The 19296-nt window shown below is 59.0% G+C and carries 20 protein-coding genes; 12 read left to right on the top strand and 8 right to left on the bottom strand.

Annotation, left to right across the window (positions count from 1 at the left end):
- Positions 1–31: 31 nt before the first annotated feature.
- From ACKVY0_RS25195 to ACKVY0_RS25180, 4 genes are all read right to left on the bottom strand, one after another.
- Positions 32–2038 (bottom strand): ATP-dependent helicase, encoded by a 2007-nt coding sequence (locus tag ACKVY0_RS25195; protein WP_409217628.1) that lies wholly within the window; start codon positions 2036–2038, stop codon positions 32–34.
- Positions 2035–3132, bottom strand: a complete 1098-nt coding sequence (gene purN / locus ACKVY0_RS25190) for a phosphoribosylglycinamide formyltransferase (RefSeq protein WP_409217627.1) — start codon at positions 3130–3132, stop codon at positions 2035–2037. The genes ACKVY0_RS25195 and purN overlap by 4 nt, the downstream gene beginning before the upstream one ends.
- Positions 3133–3261: 129 nt before the next feature.
- The gene (locus tag ACKVY0_RS25185; RefSeq protein WP_409217626.1) at positions 3262–4056 is read right to left on the bottom strand and encodes a hypothetical protein; all 795 of its coding nucleotides are present in this window, start codon (positions 4054–4056) and stop codon (positions 3262–3264) included.
- 116 nt (positions 4057–4172) lie between these two features.
- Positions 4173–4505 (bottom strand): HesB/IscA family protein, encoded by a 333-nt coding sequence (locus ACKVY0_RS25180; protein ID WP_409217625.1) that lies wholly within the window; start codon positions 4503–4505, stop codon positions 4173–4175.
- 136 nt (positions 4506–4641) lie between these two features.
- Here ACKVY0_RS25180 and mutL point away from each other — a divergent pair, with 136 nt between their 5' ends.
- The gene (gene mutL, locus ACKVY0_RS25175) at positions 4642–6468 is read left to right on the top strand and encodes a DNA mismatch repair endonuclease MutL (RefSeq protein WP_409217624.1); all 1827 of its coding nucleotides are present in this window, start codon (positions 4642–4644) and stop codon (positions 6466–6468) included.
- A gap of 89 nt (positions 6469–6557) precedes the next feature.
- Entirely contained in the window at positions 6558–7841 is a 1284-nt protein-coding gene (locus tag ACKVY0_RS25170; RefSeq protein WP_409217623.1) for a DUF1501 domain-containing protein, read from the top strand.
- 15 nt (positions 7842–7856) lie between these two features.
- Here ACKVY0_RS25170 and ACKVY0_RS25165 read toward each other — a convergent pair whose 3' ends face one another.
- Together ACKVY0_RS25165 and ACKVY0_RS25160 are read right to left on the bottom strand one after the other, a co-directional pair.
- Positions 7857–8801, bottom strand: coding sequence for an endonuclease/exonuclease/phosphatase family protein (locus tag ACKVY0_RS25165; protein WP_409217622.1), 945 nt, complete (start codon positions 8799–8801; stop codon positions 7857–7859).
- A 10-nt stretch (positions 8802–8811) separates the two neighbouring features.
- Entirely contained in the window at positions 8812–9072 is a 261-nt protein-coding gene (locus ACKVY0_RS25160; RefSeq protein ID WP_409217621.1) for a twin-arginine translocase TatA/TatE family subunit, read from the bottom strand.
- Between the two features lie 192 nt (positions 9073–9264).
- On the opposite strand from ACKVY0_RS25160, the gene ACKVY0_RS25155 reads away from it, so the two are divergent.
- From ACKVY0_RS25155 to ACKVY0_RS25130, 6 genes are all read left to right on the top strand, one after another.
- Positions 9265–9573: a Dabb family protein gene (locus ACKVY0_RS25155; RefSeq protein WP_409217620.1), complete on the top strand. Its 309-nt coding sequence runs from the start codon at positions 9265–9267 to the stop codon at positions 9571–9573.
- 15 nt (positions 9574–9588) lie between these two features.
- The gene (locus ACKVY0_RS25150) at positions 9589–10926 is read left to right on the top strand and encodes an aspartate aminotransferase family protein (protein ID WP_409217619.1); all 1338 of its coding nucleotides are present in this window, start codon (positions 9589–9591) and stop codon (positions 10924–10926) included.
- A gap of 66 nt (positions 10927–10992) precedes the next feature.
- Positions 10993–12180, top strand: a complete 1188-nt coding sequence (locus tag ACKVY0_RS25145; RefSeq protein ID WP_409217618.1) for an AAA family ATPase — start codon at positions 10993–10995, stop codon at positions 12178–12180.
- The gene (locus ACKVY0_RS25140; protein ID WP_409217617.1) at positions 12177–12923 is read left to right on the top strand and encodes a hypothetical protein; all 747 of its coding nucleotides are present in this window, start codon (positions 12177–12179) and stop codon (positions 12921–12923) included. The genes ACKVY0_RS25145 and ACKVY0_RS25140 overlap by 4 nt, the downstream gene beginning before the upstream one ends.
- Positions 12917–13612: a 7-carboxy-7-deazaguanine synthase QueE gene (locus tag ACKVY0_RS25135; RefSeq protein ID WP_409217616.1), complete on the top strand. Its 696-nt coding sequence runs from the start codon at positions 12917–12919 to the stop codon at positions 13610–13612. Before ACKVY0_RS25140 ends, ACKVY0_RS25135 begins: the two co-directional genes overlap by 7 nt.
- Positions 13609–14253, top strand: coding sequence for a thermonuclease family protein (locus tag ACKVY0_RS25130; RefSeq protein ID WP_409217615.1), 645 nt, complete (start codon positions 13609–13611; stop codon positions 14251–14253). Before ACKVY0_RS25135 ends, ACKVY0_RS25130 begins: the two co-directional genes overlap by 4 nt.
- Here the strand turns inward: ACKVY0_RS25130 and ACKVY0_RS25125 are convergent.
- Both ACKVY0_RS25125 and ACKVY0_RS25120 read right to left on the bottom strand, forming a co-directional pair.
- Positions 14237–14632, bottom strand: a complete 396-nt coding sequence (locus tag ACKVY0_RS25125) for a (deoxy)nucleoside triphosphate pyrophosphohydrolase (RefSeq protein WP_409217614.1) — start codon at positions 14630–14632, stop codon at positions 14237–14239. The two genes, ACKVY0_RS25130 and ACKVY0_RS25125, sit on opposite strands and share 17 nt — an antisense overlap.
- On the bottom strand, positions 14622–15722 hold the full coding sequence (locus ACKVY0_RS25120; RefSeq protein ID WP_409217613.1) for an MGDG synthase family glycosyltransferase: 1101 nt from the start codon (positions 15720–15722) through the stop codon (positions 14622–14624). Before ACKVY0_RS25120 ends, ACKVY0_RS25125 begins: the two co-directional genes overlap by 11 nt.
- Before the next feature lie 102 nt (positions 15723–15824).
- Here ACKVY0_RS25120 and ACKVY0_RS25115 point away from each other — a divergent pair, with 102 nt between their 5' ends.
- The 4 genes from ACKVY0_RS25115 (at position 15825) to ACKVY0_RS25100 (ending at position 18221) form a co-directional block, all read left to right on the top strand.
- A complete protein-coding gene (locus tag ACKVY0_RS25115) occupies positions 15825–16094 on the top strand; it encodes a hypothetical protein (RefSeq protein ID WP_409217612.1) in 270 nt (89 codons plus the stop codon).
- Positions 16091–16384 (top strand): hypothetical protein, encoded by a 294-nt coding sequence (locus ACKVY0_RS25110; protein ID WP_409217611.1) that lies wholly within the window; start codon positions 16091–16093, stop codon positions 16382–16384. The genes ACKVY0_RS25115 and ACKVY0_RS25110 overlap by 4 nt, the downstream gene beginning before the upstream one ends.
- Before the next feature lie 440 nt (positions 16385–16824).
- Positions 16825–16953: a hypothetical protein gene (locus ACKVY0_RS25105; RefSeq protein ID WP_409217610.1), complete on the top strand. Its 129-nt coding sequence runs from the start codon at positions 16825–16827 to the stop codon at positions 16951–16953.
- Between the two features lie 62 nt (positions 16954–17015).
- Positions 17016–18221 carry a transposase gene (locus ACKVY0_RS25100; protein ID WP_409217609.1) on the top strand — a complete coding sequence of 402 codons (1206 nt, stop codon included), beginning with the start codon at positions 17016–17018 and terminating at the stop codon, positions 18219–18221.
- Positions 18222–19296: the final 1075 nt, after the last annotated feature.

The raw sequence follows: 19296 nt of genomic DNA, 5'->3' as shown, positions 1-19296 counted from the left end.
GAAGGCAAGAGTTTATCGCCGAGAGACACGGTTACTGTTCCGTCATCATGGCACGCAGGCCGGCGAAGAAGTTGGTGTTTTCCTCCTGCGTAACCGTTTCGTTCATGTGGCGCGTGTAATCGAGTTCTTCGACGTATTTGCGGTCGAGTTCCTTGAGGAAGAGGCTGGGCATGCTGGTCTGCTTCTGACCCCATTTCACGCGAGTGCGCGTGTAGCTAATGGTGAGCTTCTGCTTTGCACGAGTGATGCCGACGTAGAACAGGCGGCGCTCCTCATCGACACGGCCTTCATCGAAGCTGCGCTTGTGCGGCAGGATGCCCTGCTCGATGCCGGGGAGATATACGATGGGGAATTCGAGTCCTTTAGAGGCATGCAGTGTGATCAAGCACACGCCTTTTTTCTTTTCGATGTCGTCCTTCTCCTCACGCTCATCATTGAGGCTGATTTCATCGAGGAAACCGCCGAGACCGTCGGCACGGTTGCGTTCTTCGTAGCCGGCGATGCTTTTGAGCAGCTCTTTGATGCCGTTTTCCCAGCCGGCGAAGTCTTCAGGCTCTTTCGCGGCTTTTTTGAGATGCTCCATGTAGCCCACTTCGAGAATGAGCGCTTCAGTCATCTGCACGAGCTGAGTGCCGTTGGTGTTCGCGGGGCCGGAGAATTTGCTGATGAGGCGAGTGAAGGTGCGGATGGAGTTGCGTGCCTTTTCAGGGATCTGCCGCAGGAAGTCTTCATCACAAAGGGCGACCCAGACGCTGTGGTGCTTCTCCATGCTGCGCTCGCGGGCGAGTTCGGCGGTGGCGCTGCCGATGCCGCGTGTGGGTGTGTTTAAGACGCGCAGCAGGCTGATGTCGTCGTGCGGATTGTGCAGAACGCTGAGGTAGCAGAGGATGTCCTTCACTTCGCGGCGATCAAAGAAGCTGCGTGCGCCGACGACGCGGTAGGGGATTTTGCGCTGCCGGAAGGCCTGCTCCAGCACGCGTGACTGGTCGTTGGTGCGGAAGAGCACGGCGAATTCCTCCAGCGCCTGCTTGTTCGAAAAATGGGCCGTTTCGACCTCTTTCGCGATCATGTCAGACTCTTCTTTTTCATCCTGCGTGGCGATGAGGCGTACGGGATCGCTACCGTTGTTGCGGCTCCAGAGTGATTTGGGACGGCGACCGGCGTTGTTTTTGATGAGGCTGTTCGCGGTGTGCAGGATCGGCGTGGTGCTGCGGTAATTTTCCTCCAATTTGACGACGTGCGGATTGGGAAAGAAGTTTTCGAATTCGGTGATGTTGGTGATCTCAGCACCACGCCAGCCGTAGATGGACTGATCGTCATCACCGACGACGCAGACATTGTAAGGCGCGGGAACGAGAGCGCGCAGCAGGCGCATCTGCAGCGAATTGGTGTCCTGGAACTCGTCCACCATGACATAGTGATGCCTGCTCTGCACAATGGCGCGCACATCGGCGTGATCTTCGAGCAAACGCACGCCGAGGACGAGCAAGTCGTCGAAATCCATGACGTTGAGACCGCGCATCTCGTCCATGTATTTTTGCATGACGGCGGCATCGAGGCTCTTTTCAGGATCGCCGAGGCTGCTGCCGTCGTTCTTGGCCTTGCTGATGCGGGAGAGCGCTGTGGAGGGGTCGAAGGTCTCGTCTTTGAGGAGGAGACCCTGACTCACTTTTTTGAGCAAGCTTTCCTGCTCACCCTGGCTGTAGATGACGAAGTTGTTCTTATAGCCGACGTGTGAGGCGAACTCGCGCAGCAGGCGTGCGCAGAAAGCGTGGAAGGTGCCGAGGACGACTTTTTTGCCAAGGCCGTCGCGCACCATGCCTTTGACGCGCTCGCGCATTTCGGTGGCGGCTTTGTTGGTGAAGGTGACGGAGAGGATGTTTTTCGGATCGATGCCTTCATTCACCATGTAGCTGATGCGTGCGGTGAGCACACGCGTCTTGCCCGTGCCAGCACCGGCAAGAATGAGCAACGGGCCATGGATGTGCGTGGCGGCTTCGCGTTGCTGGGCATTGAGGGTGCCGGTGAAGGCGCTCATGATGCTCCCGCACCTCGCACGGGCAGGCTACGCTCACGCCATTCGTTCAACACCTGTGGCAGGAGCTTGTGTTCCTCGATCTTGATGCGCGCATGCAGTGTTTCCGCAGTATCGTCAGTCAGCACGGGCACCTTGGCCTGCGCAAGAGTGCGTCCGGCGTCGATTTCTGCTGTAACGAGATGCACGGTGCAGCCGGTTTCGCTGTCACCAGCTTGCAGGGTGAGTAGTGGTGCATTGGCTCCTTTGTGTCTGGGCAGCAGGGAAGGATGCACGTTCACGATGCGGCCGGCATAAGCGTTGATCACCGGCTCCTTGAGAATGCGCATGAAACCTGCGAGCACGACGACATCCACGCGAGCACGCTCCAGATGTTCGAAGATTTCCTTCTGGGCTGCATCACTGAGCTTGCGCGGATTTTCGCCGTCATTGACGAACTGTGCAGGCAAACCGGCTTCGCGAGCGATCTTGAGGAAGCTGGATTCACTTTGGTCGCTGAGTGTGATGACGATCTCAGCATTGAGCGTGCCTGCGTGGATGGCGGCGATGATGGCACGAAGGTTGGAGCCTTCACCTGAACCAAGCACCGCGATGCGGAGACGATTGGCATCGTTGCTGCCAAGCATCTTGTTGATCGTGCTGGTGGTCGATTTGCCTGAGACGAGCGGTAGAATGCGAATCTCGGTCCCCGCCTTTTCTAAAGCCGTGCGTTCTTCGCGATTCAAAGAAGCGACGGTGTAGTCGCCGCCTTTAGCGTACACATGCGGACGAATGGCTTCGATGAGCGTGGTGGCACGCTCATCTTCGAACACCACAACTGCATCCACGGCACGCAACGCGGACAGTACCTCGGCACGATCGTTTTCGCAGTTGAGCGGACGATCCGGGCCTTTGAGGGTGCGCACGGATTGATCGGAATTCAACGCGACGACCAAAGCATCGCCCAAGGCACGTGCTTGTTCCAGATAACGCACGTGTCCAGCGTGCAGCAGATCAAAACAGCCGTTGGTGAACACCAGCTTGCGGCCTTGCTGCTCCAGATCGGCACGCAGACGTTGAACGTCGGCGATGCTCATGGGGGTGTAGTCGGCGGGCATGCCTTGCTAATGGCGTGAACCTGCGTGGATGCAAGAAACGAGCGCTCTGAATTAAGGGGGCGAACGCGGCCAAACAAAAAGCGGAAGGCTTGCACCTTCCGCTTTGCGTGAAATCTCGAGTTTGTATTATCAGTTCTGCTTGAGCACCACTTTGTCAGTAGTGTTTTCAAGAACGACAGCACCGGGATCGCGGGTGAGCGGCCAGTAAGCGTCCATATTGAGCTTTACCGGAGGTTTCATTTGGAACTGCGTACCATCTTTGGCGGCAAAGCCCTGGTAGGCGAGGGGCATGAGTGTCACGCAGACGCGTTCCTGATCGAATTTCTGCACATGCAGGGCGGCAGCGAAGGTGCTCTTCTGATCCAGCACCAGAGTGTCTCCCACTTGATAAGGATCGGCTTCGTCTTTGTTGCCAGGAAGAACGATTTCAATATCGACATCCTCAATGTCGGAGGAGCGGGCACGCACCACCCAGCCTTCGGTGATGACATCGCCCGAGGTGAGCGGACGAGCATTGATCACCTGGAAGCTGCCTTTGACGTAGAGCGGTTGCTCCTGCTTGTAGTTGCGAATGTAAGAGCGCTTGAGGAGATCGTTCTTCACTGCGAGTTGGTCATGCGAGAAGGCATAGAACTCCGCGAGCAGATCGCGTGCAGGCAGAAACTTGCCCTGTGGCACGGTGTAGTTGGTGAACTTGCGAAGCGGATCGAGCTTGTCGAAACGAGCGAGCACACGGTAGTTGAACGGCTTTTCAGGATGCGCGAACACCATGATGCTGAAGAACCAGCAGAAGGTGGCGAAGCCCATCAGCAACGTGATCAGGATCGTCCACCAAAAGATACCGCCGGAGTCTTTCTTCTTGGAAAAACTCCCGCCACCGTAAGAACGGTATTCGTTTCCATCGCTCAAGAATCGGATTTGCATGGCATTTTTGCGAAAATTTTAATTTTTATAATTTAAGAATGTTCAAATTCTACAAGATTGGCTGAAATTGAAAAGTAAATTTTGTGAATAAGTTGGCAGCATGGCTGCTTCTTCAATCAGGCGGTTTGGGGCTCAAAAGAGGTGCCGCAGCCGCAGCTCCGTGCGGCATTGGGGTTGGTAAGCTTGAAACCGGCATCCGAAAGCGCGTCCACGTAATCAAGCTGGCACCCACGCAGATAGCCGAGGCTTTCACGATCGATGATGATCGAGACACCGTCTTGGGTCTGGATGGTGTCCTCAGTGCCAGATTCATCCAGGGCCATCACATACTGCATGCCCGCACAGCCGCCTTTCTCGACGCGCAGGCGCAGCCCGGTGCTGGCGGCTGCATGCTTCTCGGCAATGAGCGATTTGAGATGTTCGATGGCGCTGGAGGTGAGGGAAATCATGGACGAAAAGGCGACGTATGTCTGGAGGGACTGTGCTTGAGGCGTGCGGGGATTGCAATTCCTCACGCGGCGTCCAATGTGACATTTCCTTGGAGCCAAAGAGCTACGTCTGCTGCTACGCACTTTATCGAAATTCATGTCCAAAATCCGCATTCTTCCAGACGCACTCGCCAGCCAGGTGGCGGCGGGGGAAGTTGTGGAGCGTCCGGCGGCTTTGGTTCGAGAACTGGTGGAAAACAGCCTAGATGCTGGTGCCCGCCACATTGAGGTGCATGCGCAGCGTGGCGGCATCGCCATGATTCGCATCGTGGATGATGGCAGCGGGATGGATCGGGAGGATGCGATGTTGTGTCTCGAACGGCACGCGACGAGCAAGATTCGTACCAAGGAGGATCTCGGGGCCATTTGCACCTTCGGCTTTCGTGGCGAGGCGCTGCCCAGCATCGCCAGCGTCTCGCGCTTTCGTCTCGCGACGCGGGAGAAGGAGGCACTCGTCGGCACCGAGATCGAGGTGAACGGCGGCAAACTCATGGCCGTGCGTGATCACGGCGGTGCTCCTGGCACGGTGATCGAGGCTCGCTCGCTGTTTTTCAACGTCCCGGCACGTCGCAAATTCTTGCGCACGGAAAACACCGAGTTTGCGCATGTGGAGCAGCAGTTGCGGCTGCATGCCATTGCCAATCCGCAGACGGCATTCACGCTCACGCACAATGGCGAACTCGTGCTGCATCTCCCGGCCACTCGTGACATGTTGGAACGCATTCGGGGGCTGGTGGGTGATGAACTCGCCTCACGCCTGCTCAAAATCGAGGAAACCACGCTGCATGGAGTCACCGTGTCCGGTTTCATCGGCGGCCCTGGCCTGAGCCGTTCGAACCGGCAGATGCAGACGACCTACCTGAACGGGCGTCCCATCGAAAGTCCCAGCATCTCCTACGGCCTGCGCGAAGGCTATCACACCGCGTTGATGAAGGGGCAATATCCCGTCACCTTCCTGTTCATCCAGATGGATCCGCAGGCCTTCGATGTGAACGTGCATCCGGCGAAGAAGGAGGTGCGCTTTCATGATGGCAACAGCGTGCGTGACGCCATCGCACGCAGCGTGAGCCGCACGCTCGAAAGCGCCACCAAGCTGCCCACCGGTCATGCGCCTGCACGCACCGTTCCTGTTGTCTCTGCGGTGGAACCTGCACGCCAGGAGCAGTTCGTCATGCCGGTGGTGCCTTCCTCGGCTCCTTTGCGACAGGTTGAACCCGTCGTACCGGCACCCGCTCCAATTCAAAAAATTCTGCCGGGTGAAGCCAAGCACGCCCCCGAAATCAATCCGCCGAAGCAAGTCGAAAAACCCAAGCCGGAGCCACAGACGCAGACTTCAGCGTCCGACTTCCGCATCATCGGTGTCTTGCAGAAACTTTATGTGCTCATGGAAAGCAAGGAGGGGCTCGTGATGATGGATCAGCATGCGGCGCATGAACGCGTGAACTTCGAAAAATTCCGCCGCGCCCTCGAAACCGGTGGAGTGCCGTGCCAGCGACTGCTGATGCCCATCAATCTGCAAACCACGCCGCGTGACGCCGATTTGTTGAAGCAAAACCAGACCACGCTCAGCCGCCTTGGCATCGAGATCGAACCCTTTGGCCCGAACATCTTCAAGGTCGAGGCATTGCCCGCCTTTTTGAAGACCGACGATCCCGCCGCCTGGCTCGACCAGGTCATCGAGGAACTCAGCAGCCTCAGTTCGAAATCATCCTCGTTGCGCCTCAGCGAAGACGCCATCGCCACCACCGCCTGTCGTGCCTCGGTGAAAAGCAATGACGTGCTCTCCATCCCTGAGTTGCAGGCCTTGCTCAAAGACCTCCTGGCCTGCGAAATGCCCTACTGCTGCCCGCATGGCCGCCCGACTCTCGTGCAAATTTCTACCGCCGAGTTGGAGCGCAAATTCGGCCGCCGTGCGCCGGGGTAGGGGACTGCGCGGGAGATTTGAAATCTCGTGATAAGTTCGCGAGGCAGCCGCGTTAAAGGGCGCACCTCCCCCAAAACCCTCTTCTGCTCATGAATCCCTTCCGCAACGACCTTTCCCGTCGCGCCTTCGTCTCCGGCGCAGCGAAGACCTTTCTCGGTGTCAGTGCCGCCTCCCGTGTCATCGCCGCACCCGGCGTCGGTACCTCGCCGCTCAAGCAGGCCGCTACGGCACGCAACGTCATCTATTTGTACATGAACGGGGGCATGAGCCACCTCGACACCTTCGATCCGAAGCCTGGGAAGACCGAGATCATGGGCCTCACCAAGGTCATCAACACCAACGTCGATGGCGTCCGCGTTTCAGACAGCATCCCGCTCATCGCCCGGCAGATGGACAAGCTCGCCGTCATCCGCAGCATGATGACCACGCAGGGGGCGCACGAGCAGGGGCAGTATTATCAGCACACCAGCTACACCCAGCGCAGCAGCATCCGCCACCCCACCATGGGCGCGTGGTTGCAGAAATTTCAAGACCGGGGCAATCCCACGCTGCCCGGCAGTGTCATGATCGGCAACGACAGTCGCCATCCCGGCGCCGGCTTCTTCGAGAGCCGCTTCGCTCCCCTCATGATCAATGATCCCGAGGACGGCATCAACAACGTCAAAACCAACTCATGGTTCACCGAAGATCGCTTCAACAGCCGTCTTGCCACGGCCAAGCAGCTCGACCAAAAATTCGCGCAGACCTACAACGTCAAAAACGTCCGCGCCTACGCCGACATGTATGACGATGCGCTCAAGATGATGAAGAGCGAGGAATTGAAGGCATTTGATCTCAGCGCCGAGCCCGAGGCCCTGCGTGCCAAGTATGGCAAAGACCGTTTCGGCCAGGGCTGCCTGCTCGCCCGGCGGCTGGTCGAGCATGGCGTGCGCTTTGCCGAAGTTTCCTTCGGCAGTTGGGACACCCACAACGCCAACTTCACGCGCGTGCCCGAACTCTGCGATGAACTCGACTCCGCCCTCAGCACCCTGCTGCAGGATCTCGAATCCCGTGGCCTGTTGCAGGAAACGCTCGTCGTTCTCGCCACGGAATTCGGCCGCACGCCCGAGATCAATCAAAACGATGGTCGTGATCATCACGCATCCGGCTTCACCTGCCTCATGGCCGGCGGCGGCGTGCGCGGCGGCCAGGTCCATGGTGCCACCGACGAAATCGGCCACAAAGCCGTCGAGAACGTCGTCACCATCCCCGACTTTAACGCCACCATCGCCTACGCCCTCGGCATCCCGCTCGATCAGGTGCTCTACAGCCCCAGCAAGCGCCCCTTCACCGTCGCCGACAAAGGCCGGCCGCTCACCGCACTGTTTGGTTGAGGCATTCGAAGTGGCTCAATCCTTCTTCAAGATCGGCTCCGGGCTGATCTTGATGACCAGCGGGCGATGATCGCTCGCTTTGTCAAAATCGCGCGCGGAGTAGATGAAGCACTTGCTGTAATCAAGGTGCGGGCGCAGCAGGCGGCTGGCGAAGCAGTAGTCGAGGCGTGAGTAGGTGTCTGCGGCATCCCAGAAGTGCGTCCAGACTTCGCCGTCATTGTCCTTCAGCCACACGTCCTGCATGGCGGTGTCGCTGGTGCGCGGGCTGCCGATGATGTCGCTGATGGCGGGTTCGTTGCGGTGCTCGTTGAAGTCGCCGTAGGCCAGGATGCGCGCACCGGGTTCCTTGGTGAAAATAGAATCGATGTGCTTGCGCAGCAGGCGGGCCTCGTTGCGACGCATCTGCGCCTGATCGGCCTCGGTGACTTCGCGTTTTGACTTCAAATGCACACCCACGAGATGCAGATCGAAGGTGGGCGTGATGGCGATGGTCGCATCGAGGACGCCGCGCTGAAATGGCAGGGTCTGATCGCCGAGCTGGTATTTGAGATCCGTCTGTGAATTGCGTGCCTTGATGGGCAGACGCGACAGTAACGCGAGGCGACGCACTGGATCGCCGCCATGCGCGAGTTCCGTGTGCGGCAGGTCGATGCCGGCGGCCTTGAGGCGCTTTTGCAGATCGGCGAGATCGTCCGCAGTGCCGATTTCGCAGACGCCGAGGATGTCCGGCTTGATGGCGGCGAGAATTTTCACCACGCGCACGCGTTCATCCTCCGGTTTCGGCGCAGATGGCAGCGTCTTGTAAGTCTGCAGGTCGAACCGGTCCATCGTGAGCCAGTTCTTGAGATTGTAGGAGCAGAACGTGAGGCGTTCCGGCTCGGCGGCGGCCAGCAGCGCCGCTGCGGTAAAGAAAACGGCGGGTCCAAAGACCCGCCGCGTGATGGAATGCCAGAGTGACATGCCGTTCGAACTAGGAATCTTCGACGCTGGAGACTGGCTGGCGTTTTTCCTGCGGTGTCGTGATTTTCGGGCGTTCGACTTCTTCCTGGGCGTTGTGCAGCTCGGCTTCGAACTCCGTGCGGGCCTTTTTGAACTCGCCCATGCTCTTGCCCAGGCTGCGGGCAAAGGTGGGCAGTTTTTTCGCGCCAAACAGCACGAGAATGAGGATTCCGATGATGATCATCTCGGGCGTGCCGAGAGGACCGAAGGCGAGGATGGTGGAGGGGGGCATGATGGTACTAGGTTTGCATTGTTAGTGGTTGCGTGCAACGCGGACTTTCAGTCGTTCCCAGTGGGGCCATCGTCCGTTGAGCGAAGGTGTGGACGCCTCATGGGCATCACACCTCTTCAAGCAGTAAACGCAGCGAAACCGTCATCATTAGCATTGCATGCACGATTTCTGCGACCTACCAATCCCGCCACCATGATTCACAACGTCTATTTCTGGCTCAAAGCCGACCTCACCGCCGAACAACGCTCTACTTTCGAGACGGAGCTGATGCATCTGCTTGAAATCGATTACCTGGAGCACGGCTTCGCCGGCAAGCCGGCGGCTACGGAACCACGACCTGTGACCGACCACTCGTTCAGCTACTCGTTGACGCTGCACTTCAAAAACATGCAGGATCATGAATTCTACCAGAAAGACTGTCCGAAGCACAAACGCTTCGTGGATGCGTGCAAGACGTTCTGGGACCGCGTGGTGGTCTATGATAGCTCGCCGCTGCACTGATTCCATCCACCTGCCATGTCCTACACCTTTCCCAAGTCCGTCGAACTTTTCGCGCGCGCGCAGCGCAGCATCGCCGCTGGCGTGAACAGCGGCATCCGCAAAATGGAGGCCCCGGTGCCGCTGTATTTCGACCACGGCAGCGGCTCGCGGCTGTTTGATGTCGATGGCAACGAGTACATCGACTTCCAGATCGGCCAGGGGGCGATTCTTTATGGCCATGCACCAAAAGGCATGGCCGACGCCATCGCCGAGCAGGCGCACAAAGGCACGCACTGGGCCGCGCAGAGTGAACTGGAGATCGAAGTCGCTGAACGATTGCAAAAGATGATCCCCGGCGCCGAACGCGTGCGCTTCAACAACTCCGCCACCGAGGTCGTGCTCTCCGCGCTGCGTCTGGCGCGTGCGCACACCGGCAGACCGCTCATTTTGAAGTTTGAAGGCCATTATCATGGCTGGAGCGATGAAGGACTCGTCGGCTACGCCCCGCCGCCGGACAAGTGGGGCACCGAAGACGACCCCACGCGGCTGCATCCGAGCCAGGGTGTCATTCCCGAGGTGCTGAACACCTTCGTCGTTGCCCGCTGGAACGATCCTGATCATCTGCGCCAGCGGGTGAAGGAGCATCACGGCCAGATCGCCGCGATCATCTTCGAGCCTGTACTCTGCAACACCGGCTGCATGCCGCCTGTGCCCGGCATGATCGACACCATCCGCGAATTGTGCGACGAAAACGGCATCGTCATGATCGCCGATGAAACCATCACCGGCTTCCGCTTCGGCGCTGGTTGCGCGCAGAAATTTCTCGGCTTCACACCCGATCTGACCATTCTCGGCAAAGCCGTCGGCGGTGGCGTGCCCTTCGCCGCGCTTGTCGGCAAAGAAAAATTCTTCGCCAAGATCATCAGCGGCCAAGTCGTGCATGCCGGCACCTTGAACGCCAATCCGCTCTGCCTTGCCGCCGCGAAGTGGTGCCTTGATCAAGTCATCGCCCTCGGCGACACGCATCCAGCAGGCATGATTCACCTCGGCGAGCAGTTGATGGCCGGCCTCTGCCAGCTCGCCCAGCAGCATGAGGTGCCCGTCCTGCCCCAAGGTTTCGGCCTCGTCTTCCACTGCACCATGCTCAAGCCGGACGTCGAGGAAGGCCCCATCCTAGACTACCGCGACTACGTTCAGCGCCACGACGCCCCACGCTGGGCGCATCTGCGCCGCTGCCTGCTCGAAGAAGGCGTCCGCGCCATCGAGCGCGGCCTGTGGTTCATCAGCCTCGCCCACACGCAGGCGGACATCGACGAAGCGCTGAAACGTGCCGCGAAGGCGTTTGCACGGCATGCGGCGGAGTGGAAAGCGTAACAGCATGCAGGTCGGAATGAAGAACTGGCTTTGTTCGACATTCTCTGGCAGTGTTTAACTCGGACGATGATCACCCACTTCCACATCGAGAACTTCAAGTCCCTGGCGGACTTTGACCTCCCGCCGAAGGGGCAGGAACTAGCGGGTTTCACCTGCCTGATCGGAATGAACGGCGCAGGCAAGACGACTCTGCTCCAGGCCTTTGATTTCACGGCGCAACTGATGTCTGGCAAGATCAAGGAGTGGCTGGCTTGGCGTGAATGGAGTGCGGAGGATCTCCTGACAAACCTTGGAGGCTCGAAGGGCGGATGCATCCGCCTGGTGGTGGACCTGAAGCTGGTTGAGCAACGTAAGGCACGGTGGACGGCAAATTTTGACGCGAAGTCGTTACGCTGCGTGACGGAGACACTGACGCTTGATGGGAAGGAGATTTTGTCGCTGCGAGTTGACGGCAGCATGGAGGTGGGGATGTATGACATGCCTCCTGACCACTATTCGAAACTCCCCTTTGAGTTTGAAGGTTCGGTGCTGTCCACGCTGCGGCTGGAAGGATCGCATCCATACCTCCAAAAGGTCAAAGACGCTGTGCTGGGATTGCACTCGCTTGAATTGCTGGCCCCCCAGCTCATTCGTCGCAGTTCGCGAGAGAGTTCGGACATAGGCCCGGGTGGAGAGCGGTTGGCGGGTTTTCTCTCCCAACTCACCGAGGCTCAGCAGCACGACCTGCTCACGCGGCTGCGCAAAATTTATCCGCAAGTGCAGAACCTGCGTATTCAACACAAAGTCTATGGATGGAAAGGTCTGTTGGTGGAGGAGCAGAGCATGGCAGGACATGAGGTGACGGAGGCGCACATCAATGATGGCTTCCTGAGGGTTGTCGCCATGCTGTCCCAAGCCTACACAAAGCACGACCTCCTGCTGCTGGATGAGATCGAGAATGGCATCAATCCGGCGGTGGTGGACGAGTTGATGGATCTCCTCGTCTCTCTTAGCCGCGAGGGCCGCCAGATCATCGTGACGACACACAGCCCGGTGATCCTGAACTACTTGGATGACGACGTGGCCCGCGCAGGAGTGATCCTACTCTTCAAAACACCTGACGGCCGCACACAGAGCCGCCGTTACTTTGATGTGCCGGAGAATGAAAGTAAACTTCGGGCGCTTGGCCCAGGCGAGGTCTTCCTGGACACCAGTATCGAGGATCTAGTGCGTCGTCTGGCGTCCGAGAAACCTCCAAGCAAGACTGCCGCATGATCCTGATTCTCTCAGGCGAGGGCCCGAGTGACATCGGCAGTTGCAACAACGGCCAAGGCCGATGCAGCGGCCCAGATTTTAGGGCCGGCCCCATGGCAATGATTGTGGATAAAATCGCAGAGGATAAACTCGGCTATTCCCTCGCGGATGCAGGCGCTCTCGATCATATACCAGAAAGTAGCCGGGCCCGGATGGCCAAACAACTCCCCAGAACATTTGTGACCGGCAAACGCAGAGGGTTCGAGACAGCTCACTTTTTCAAAGAAGTCCGCGCCCTGGCGCGGTTGGCCATGACAGAATCCGAAGCTGATGAAACTCTACGAGGCGTGGTCCTCTTCCATGATTCTGACGGCACGCGCTCGACAGAACGCGGGCTCTATGAAACACGCATACGGTCCATGGAGGATGGATTCAAAGCGGAGGGCTTTGAGTTTGGCGTACCCATGGTTCCGCGGCCAAAAAGCGAGGCATGGCTGATCTGTGCTTTAAAACTGGACGCCTACCAATATTGTGAAGCACTAGAAGATAGCCTTTCTGGCAATGACAACGCTTCAGAGCCTGCGAAGGAGCAGTTGCATGCTCTGCTGAGCAACACGGGCAAGACAGTCACTGACCTAGCCGATCTGGTACATGAGGGCATCATTGATCACGGAAGAATCAGCATGCCCAGCTATGATGCATTTAAGTCGCGTCTGCAGGAGGTGCTCGCGTCGCTCCAACGCCAACCTGCCACCCCATGCTGATCTCCGAGATTTTTTATTCTGTGCAGGGCGAAGGATCGCTCATTGGGACGCCGTCGGTGTTTGTGCGGACTTCGGGGTGCAATCTGCGCTGCGGGTGGTGTGACACGCCTTATGCGTCTTGGAAGCCTGAGGGCGATGAGATGAGCGTGGCGGCCATTCTCGATGTGGTGAACCAGCATCCGACACGTTTTGTGGTCGTGACAGGTGGTGAGCCGATGATTGCGAAGGAGATGGCGGCGCTGCTGTCCAAGCTGCGTGAAAACGGCAAGCACATCACGATTGAGACGGCGGGAACGATTGCGCCGGAGGGGGTGGCGTGTGATTTGGCGTCGATCAGCCCGAAGCTGGCGCATTCGACGCCGGATGAAGCCTTGGCGGGCAAGGCGTGGGTGGAGAAGCATGAGCGGTTGCGGCTGCAACCGGAGGTGTTGCGTGCGTGGTGCTCGGCATATGCGTTTCAGCTCAAGTTTGTCGTCGCGAGCGAGGCGGATGTGGCGGAGGTGCGTGCGGTGGTGGATGTGATCGGTGTGCCGGTGCCGCCGGAGAACATTTTGCTGATGCCGGAGGGCATCAAACCCGAGGTGCTGCGGTTGCGGCAGGCGTGGCTGGTGGAAGTCTGCAAGCAAGCCGGCTGGCGCTATTCGCCACGGCTGCACATTGATCTGTTTGGCAACCAGCGTGGCACATGAAGACGCGGTCGAAGCTCTCGCGCAATCTATGGATCGCGGTCTGGCTGCTGGTCGCGCTGTTGCAAGCGTGGCAGCATTTTCGTGAGAAACCCGCGCCACCCGTGCCCGAGCCGGATGGACATCTGGTGGTGCTGAAGCATGCACGCCTGGTCGATGACTCGGGCAATGATGGCGACAGCTTCAAGATCGCGCATGATGGTGGCGAGCAGGTGCTGCGGCTGTATTTCGTCGATTGCCCGGAGAAGCGGCAGTATGCGCTGGTGAATGGGCGGCTGAAGGATCAGGCGGGCTATTTTGGCGGTTTGAGCATTCCGCAAACGGTGAGCCTGGGTATGGAGGCGAAGGCGTTCACGGAAAAGCTGCTGCGTGAGCAGGACTTCACGGTGCAAACACGCTGGGAGCGGGTGTATGACAGCGCACGCTCGTATGCACTGGTGTTCTTTGACGATGGCGAGGAGCTATCAGAAAAGCTGGTGAAGGCCGGACTGTGCCGGATTCACACGAAAGGCACGATGATGCCGGATGGGCAGCGCGAGTTTGATTTCGAGAACCGACTTCGCGCGCTGGAGCGCGAAGCGAAAGCCGCACAGCGAGGTGCGTGGGGCAAACCGAAGCGGGCGCCGCCTAAACCAAAGCCGTGAGCAGCGGTACATCGGCGGGCGCGAGATCGTAAGCACGCAATTGTTCGCGTCCGACCCAGGCAATGGCGGTGTGCTCATGTGGATGCGGCTCGGGGCTGTCGGCGGTGAGTGCACAAAGAAACGGGATGAGTTCGATGCTGCCCCACGAGTAAGCGTGAACGAAAGATGGCAGCGTGCGAGTGATGCGCACGGTGCAGCCGAGTTCTTCATGGAGTTCGCGATGCAGTGCGGCTTTAGCTGCTTCACCCGGCTCGACTTTGCCACCGGGAAATTCCCACAGGCCACCGAGTTTTTTGTCCGGCGGTCGCTGGGCGATCATGATGCGGTCATCACGCATGATGATGGCGCAGACGACGGGGACTGGCGGGTTACTTTCCATCCGCGACGGCAAGTGACGCCTTGGCAGTGCGCAGGGCGGCATCGGGCACGCTGAGCTTCGCCATGCTGGCACGCATGCGACGGCCGACGGCACCGTTGTTGGTGAGGATGCTGGCGACAGCGTCGGCGGTTTGTTGGGCGGTGTGAGTGACGATGCCGCCATCACATTTCGTCAGCATTTCCGCATTCCCCTCCTCCTGGCCGGGCACGACGTAATCAATGACGGCGGGGATTTTCGCCGCGAGCACTTCGTGCAGGATGGCACCGCCGGCCTTGCAGATGACGACATCGTGCGTGCGCAGAAACTCGGGAATGCGCTGCGTCCAGCCGATGATGTCCACCGTGCCAGGCGGCACCTCGTCGGTGAAACGACGCAGTACATGGTAGAGCCGCGAGGCATGCTTGCCGACGGGGAGCGTGAGCTTTGCCCCGGCGAGAAACAGCGGCTTCAATGCCTCCAGCGTGGCGGCCACGCGACGCCCCGTGGTGGACGGCAGATACAAGATACGTGCGCCGACATGCGGCGGTGCTTCCGGCAGCGGCTCGGTGAACGCGAGGCTCACGGGGAAGCCGGTGACGCGGATCTTTGACTCCGGCACGCCGAAGCCGATGACGACTTTCTTCGTCTCCTCATCGGCGACGCAGAACAGATCACTGCCGGACATGACCCAGATGCGGTTCACGCTGATGGAGTCCGTAATGATCGTGGCAAGCGGCGGCACTTTCTGCGTGTGTGCCAGTGACTCCAGCAGCACTGCGTACAGCGGATAGGTGCTGATGATGAGACGTGGCTGCCGGCCGGCGATGCGTTGCCGCAGGACATTGAGCAGCCCGGCCTGCCACTTCGAGTCCGGGCCGGTGACGCTGCGTTTGCCCATCAGTTCATAGGTCAAGCGCCAGGCAGCCGGGAAATGCGTGATGGCCTGCTGGTAAAGCGCCTTGGTCACGGTGGCGGTCAGCGGCATCGCATCGCTGATGAGATCGCTCACCTCGATGGTTTCACCGGGACACAGACGTTCCAGAGCCTCCGCCACGGAACGCGCGGCGGTGTTGTGTCCGTCGCCATAGCCAGCCGTAAGGATCAAAATCACGCGGCCCACCGCTGCCGGAAAAAATCACCAAAACAAGCAAAAAGGCTTGGATCGAGGCGTGGATGGGATTATTTTAGTTATGTTAACCATTTTCTCCATGCGATGAGAAACCAGCGCCCCCTCACGATCAGCCAGCTCCTCGCCACCGGCGTCATCGCCATGGCGGTGCTGGTCATGCTCGCGCCGCTGCGTCCTGGGCCTGCGGGCATGCAGTCACGGCAGGCAGGCTTTGTGCCATTGCTCAATGCCAGCGGTGTGGCCGACACGGCAGCCTTCCATCGTCTGGCCGTTTCAGGCGCGTCACATGCCGCGAGCGCCAAGCCACTGAGCCGCAGACCGCAGGCCAAAGTGATCGCACAAGCCGCCGAATGAGCGCGGCCTTCAAACCTCCCGGCCAGTGCCCGGCCTGCGGCGAATGGGTGCCGCGTGGTGCCGCTGCGTGCGATGACTGCGGCGCCTGTGCCAAATCCGGCTGGAGCGGTGACACGCATGCCGATGGACTCGACCTGCCCGATGACGAGTTCGATTACGATGACTTCATCGCCCGCGAATTCGGCGGCAAAAGCTCCCAACAGCCGCTGACGGCGAATGTCTGGTGGTGGGTGGCCTTGGCGCTGCTGATCGTGTTTGTGATCGGAGCGTTACTGCCCCTTTTCGGCTAACGTCTCGGATCAGGCGACGGCGAGCGGGAAGCGTCGATGACACGACAGATGCCATACGAGCCGTTGCCTGCATCCGTTTTGTTGAACAAAGCCGCTCTGCGGCAAGGTGATTCGAGTGTGCTTTGAGTTGATGAATGCGTGAGCATTTTCGTGAGCGTGATGGGCGCTGTCTTAGCAGCTTGTGGGCCTATGTTCAATCCTCATCTCGCCCGCCGTCCGTTCTGCCGTGGGTGACCGCCGTTGCGCAGCTAACGAGGTCGAGCTTGAACCGACTAAACGCATGGCTAAGATTCGTGCAATTGTATGGGAAAGAAGAGTCGGCTTAAACGTTTGCGCGCCGAGCGCGCCATCACCAATGGAAGCACCGGCGACGATCCATCGTGGCAAACTCTACAATTTCTCCAGACCGGTCATTTGCCCCCCAGGAGGCAGTGGAGAGCATGCAGCACGCCTTCCAACAAAATCTGCGCAACTCGCCGCTGTGGGAGATGATGGTGGAGAAATTTGGTGAGCAAAGGGCGGAGGAACTTTTGCGTCAATGTGCCGTGCGCGTGGATCCCGTTTTGTAGCGCCCGCCAACGCAGCTGCACTACGTCCTACCGCGCTAACCGCGCATTATCCCTCCGAGAAGATGCCGAAGGTCATCGAAGCACTGCGTCGATTTTTGCCCGCGTATCTGCGCACCAAACCGGTGCTCAGCAGCGTGCAGCACCGTGCCGTGTGGGCGCTGCAAAACTGCCGCACCATCGTCATGGGCGGGCATGTGTATGAATGCCCAACCTGCCCCGGTCAGCGTGAATACGCCTTCAACAGTTGTCATCATAAAAGCTGCCCACAGTGCGGCCGCGCCGCCACTGCCGAGTGGGTGCGGCGAGAGCAAAGCAAGCTCATCCCCGCACCGTATTTTATGATCACCTTCACGCTGCCGTCCGAGTTGCGAGAGTTGTTCTTCAGCAAGGAAGCCAAAGCCGCCTATGACGCCTTCTTCCAAGCCTGCTCCGCCACCTTGAGCCAGACCTTGGCCGAGAAGAAGTGGCTCGGCGCCGCCACCAGCGGATTCACCATGGTGCTGCATACCTGGAATCAGAAGATGCTCTTCCATCCGCACATCCACTGCATCGTCCCCGGCGCAGGTCTCGATGCCGATGGCAACTACGTCGTCGTCAAAGATGCCGACTATCTCATGCCTGCCGATGCACTCAAAGAAGTGCTCAAGTATCAGTTTGGCGAGCAACTCAAAGCCCTCGCTCTGAGCTGCGAACCCAGCGTCTGGCGCAAGAAATGGGGCGTCAACGTGCAAGCCTTCGGCAGCGGCGAGAACGCCGTCAAATACCTCGGACGCTACATCATGCGCAGCGTCATCGGCGACTCCCGCATCCTCGCCATCACCGACACCCACGTCACGTTTCGGTATATCGACCGCAGCGACCGCAACAACCCAGTCACCCGCACCCTCCCACTCAGCGGCGAAGAGTTCGTCAAAAGACACCTGCACCACGTCCAGCCCGCCAAACTGCGTGCCGTGCGCTACTACGGTTACCACCACCCCGCCGCCAAGAAGAAGCGGCAGCGCGTGCAACAAGGCAGCCTCGCAGCCCCCATAATCATCCCACCGAGTGTCCTGCTGGATGATCCCGCAGCAGCGCTGGAAACTGAAAGCACCGAGCCATTGCCCGTGCAGCGAGAACACCTCTGCCCGTGCTGCCAGCAGCCCATGAAGAGGACCAGAGAGATCGAACCCGCATGGAAAAACGGCATGCTGTGGTGGTTACTGACCCAAAGCCGCGCCCCACCATGCGGGCCGTTAAAGATCACCCGAGGAGGGCAACTGCCATGAAAGCGCCACCAAGCCAAAGCACGCACCATCGCGCTGAAGGAAGTCCACGGCCACGAAACCTCCAAGAGCGCGAAAAGAGCCATCAGCGCGCCCCCAACAGCGACCACGCAGTCACCGCGCGCACGTTACACGTCCATCAAGAGCCATCACCGCGGTCCAAAACACCGCGTCAGAGCCAAACGACCATCACCCACGCAACACCAAACACATAAGGGCGCGGAAGTGTTAAAGTCGGGCTTGTTCAACCCCAGGGGCATTTGTTGGCTCGCTTAGGCTCGCAACAATGCACCCTTTAATGTTTTCGGCCTCTTGTTTTCGTGATCGGTTATCATTGCTTTGAGGCTTCTGGACCCAGTCGAGACCTTCCAGTCCGCATCCACAATTCATGGGGATCAAAAGTGATCAAGTCACTTCCGTTTATGCACACCGCGCCAGAATCCAGAACTCTCCAAGTCATCAACTCTCTGTCGCCCCGGAGGATCGCAAAGCTCCCGTGCTCGTCGCCACGCCATTCGGCTGTCAAATCAGTTCCCCACTTGATAGTGGTCTGCCAAACGTCATTCTCAAAGTCCTCGGTCTGACCATAAGTGTAAACTCTCAGGCACCCGTCGAGTGGATGAGGCGCAACACCCTGGAACCGAAGTCCTCGAACCTCAATGGTTCGGGATGGTGACGATGCATAGAGCTTAAAGGTGGCAACGCTATAGACATGAATCGCCGCCCAAGCCAAAGCTATCGGCAGTAGAAGCGCCACGCACCATCTGTGAATCCGCTTCATTGCGAGCGTCGATCTGGACAAACTTCTAGCGTCATGGCGTTGGACTCCGTTACTGGGCCGAACATTTTACTCACCAACGTCCAAGCGGAGGGCGAGGGTGATTGGCACGGAGAGTGATCGAACGTCCCCAAGCTGTCAATGCCACATCGCGCTTGGATGATTGGTGCAGTGGGCTGTTCATTCCCTTGGCTAAAACGGGTGTTCTTTACTTCATGACTCCACGGCCTGTGCAGCACCACTCCGCTAGCACAGCGCGCCCCTACACGCCGGGAGCCAAGCAAGGGCTAAAGACATCTG

Source organism: Prosthecobacter sp., assembly GCF_046154365.1.
Lineage (GTDB): Bacteria > Verrucomicrobiota > Verrucomicrobiia > Verrucomicrobiales > Verrucomicrobiaceae > Prosthecobacter.
This window is presented reverse-complemented; position numbering and strand designations above follow the sequence as displayed.

Bases quoted from the DNA above. Each gene is read 5' to 3' on its own strand.
- ACKVY0_RS25195 (WP_409217628.1), bottom strand. From the start codon at position 2,038: ATGAGCGCCTTCACCGGCACCCTCAATGCCCAGCAACGCGAAGCCGCC.
- purN (WP_409217627.1), bottom strand. From the start codon at position 3,132: ATGCCCGCCGACTACACCCCCATGAGCATCGCCGACGTTCAACGTCTG.
- ACKVY0_RS25185 (WP_409217626.1), bottom strand. From the start codon at position 4,056: ATGCAAATCCGATTCTTGAGCGATGGAAACGAATACCGTTCTTACGGT.
- ACKVY0_RS25180 (WP_409217625.1), bottom strand. From the start codon at position 4,505: ATGATTTCCCTCACCTCCAGCGCCATCGAACATCTCAAATCGCTCATT.
- mutL (WP_409217624.1), top strand. From the start codon at position 4,642: ATGTCCAAAATCCGCATTCTTCCAGACGCACTCGCCAGCCAGGTGGCG.
- ACKVY0_RS25170 (WP_409217623.1), top strand. From the start codon at position 6,558: ATGAATCCCTTCCGCAACGACCTTTCCCGTCGCGCCTTCGTCTCCGGC.
- ACKVY0_RS25165 (WP_409217622.1), bottom strand. From the start codon at position 8,801: ATGTCACTCTGGCATTCCATCACGCGGCGGGTCTTTGGACCCGCCGTT.
- ACKVY0_RS25160 (WP_409217621.1), bottom strand. From the start codon at position 9,072: ATGCCCCCCTCCACCATCCTCGCCTTCGGTCCTCTCGGCACGCCCGAG.
- ACKVY0_RS25155 (WP_409217620.1), top strand. From the start codon at position 9,265: ATGATTCACAACGTCTATTTCTGGCTCAAAGCCGACCTCACCGCCGAA.
- ACKVY0_RS25150 (WP_409217619.1), top strand. From the start codon at position 9,589: ATGTCCTACACCTTTCCCAAGTCCGTCGAACTTTTCGCGCGCGCGCAG.
- ACKVY0_RS25145 (WP_409217618.1), top strand. From the start codon at position 10,993: ATGATCACCCACTTCCACATCGAGAACTTCAAGTCCCTGGCGGACTTT.
- ACKVY0_RS25140 (WP_409217617.1), top strand. From the start codon at position 12,177: ATGATCCTGATTCTCTCAGGCGAGGGCCCGAGTGACATCGGCAGTTGC.
- ACKVY0_RS25135 (WP_409217616.1), top strand. From the start codon at position 12,917: ATGCTGATCTCCGAGATTTTTTATTCTGTGCAGGGCGAAGGATCGCTC.
- ACKVY0_RS25130 (WP_409217615.1), top strand. From the start codon at position 13,609: ATGAAGACGCGGTCGAAGCTCTCGCGCAATCTATGGATCGCGGTCTGG.
- ACKVY0_RS25125 (WP_409217614.1), bottom strand. From the start codon at position 14,632: ATGGAAAGTAACCCGCCAGTCCCCGTCGTCTGCGCCATCATCATGCGT.
- ACKVY0_RS25115 (WP_409217612.1), top strand. From the start codon at position 15,825: ATGAGAAACCAGCGCCCCCTCACGATCAGCCAGCTCCTCGCCACCGGC.
- ACKVY0_RS25110 (WP_409217611.1), top strand. From the start codon at position 16,091: ATGAGCGCGGCCTTCAAACCTCCCGGCCAGTGCCCGGCCTGCGGCGAA.
- ACKVY0_RS25105 (WP_409217610.1), top strand. From the start codon at position 16,825: ATGCAGCACGCCTTCCAACAAAATCTGCGCAACTCGCCGCTGTGGGAG.
- ACKVY0_RS25100 (WP_409217609.1), top strand. From the start codon at position 17,016: ATGCCGAAGGTCATCGAAGCACTGCGTCGATTTTTGCCCGCGTATCTG.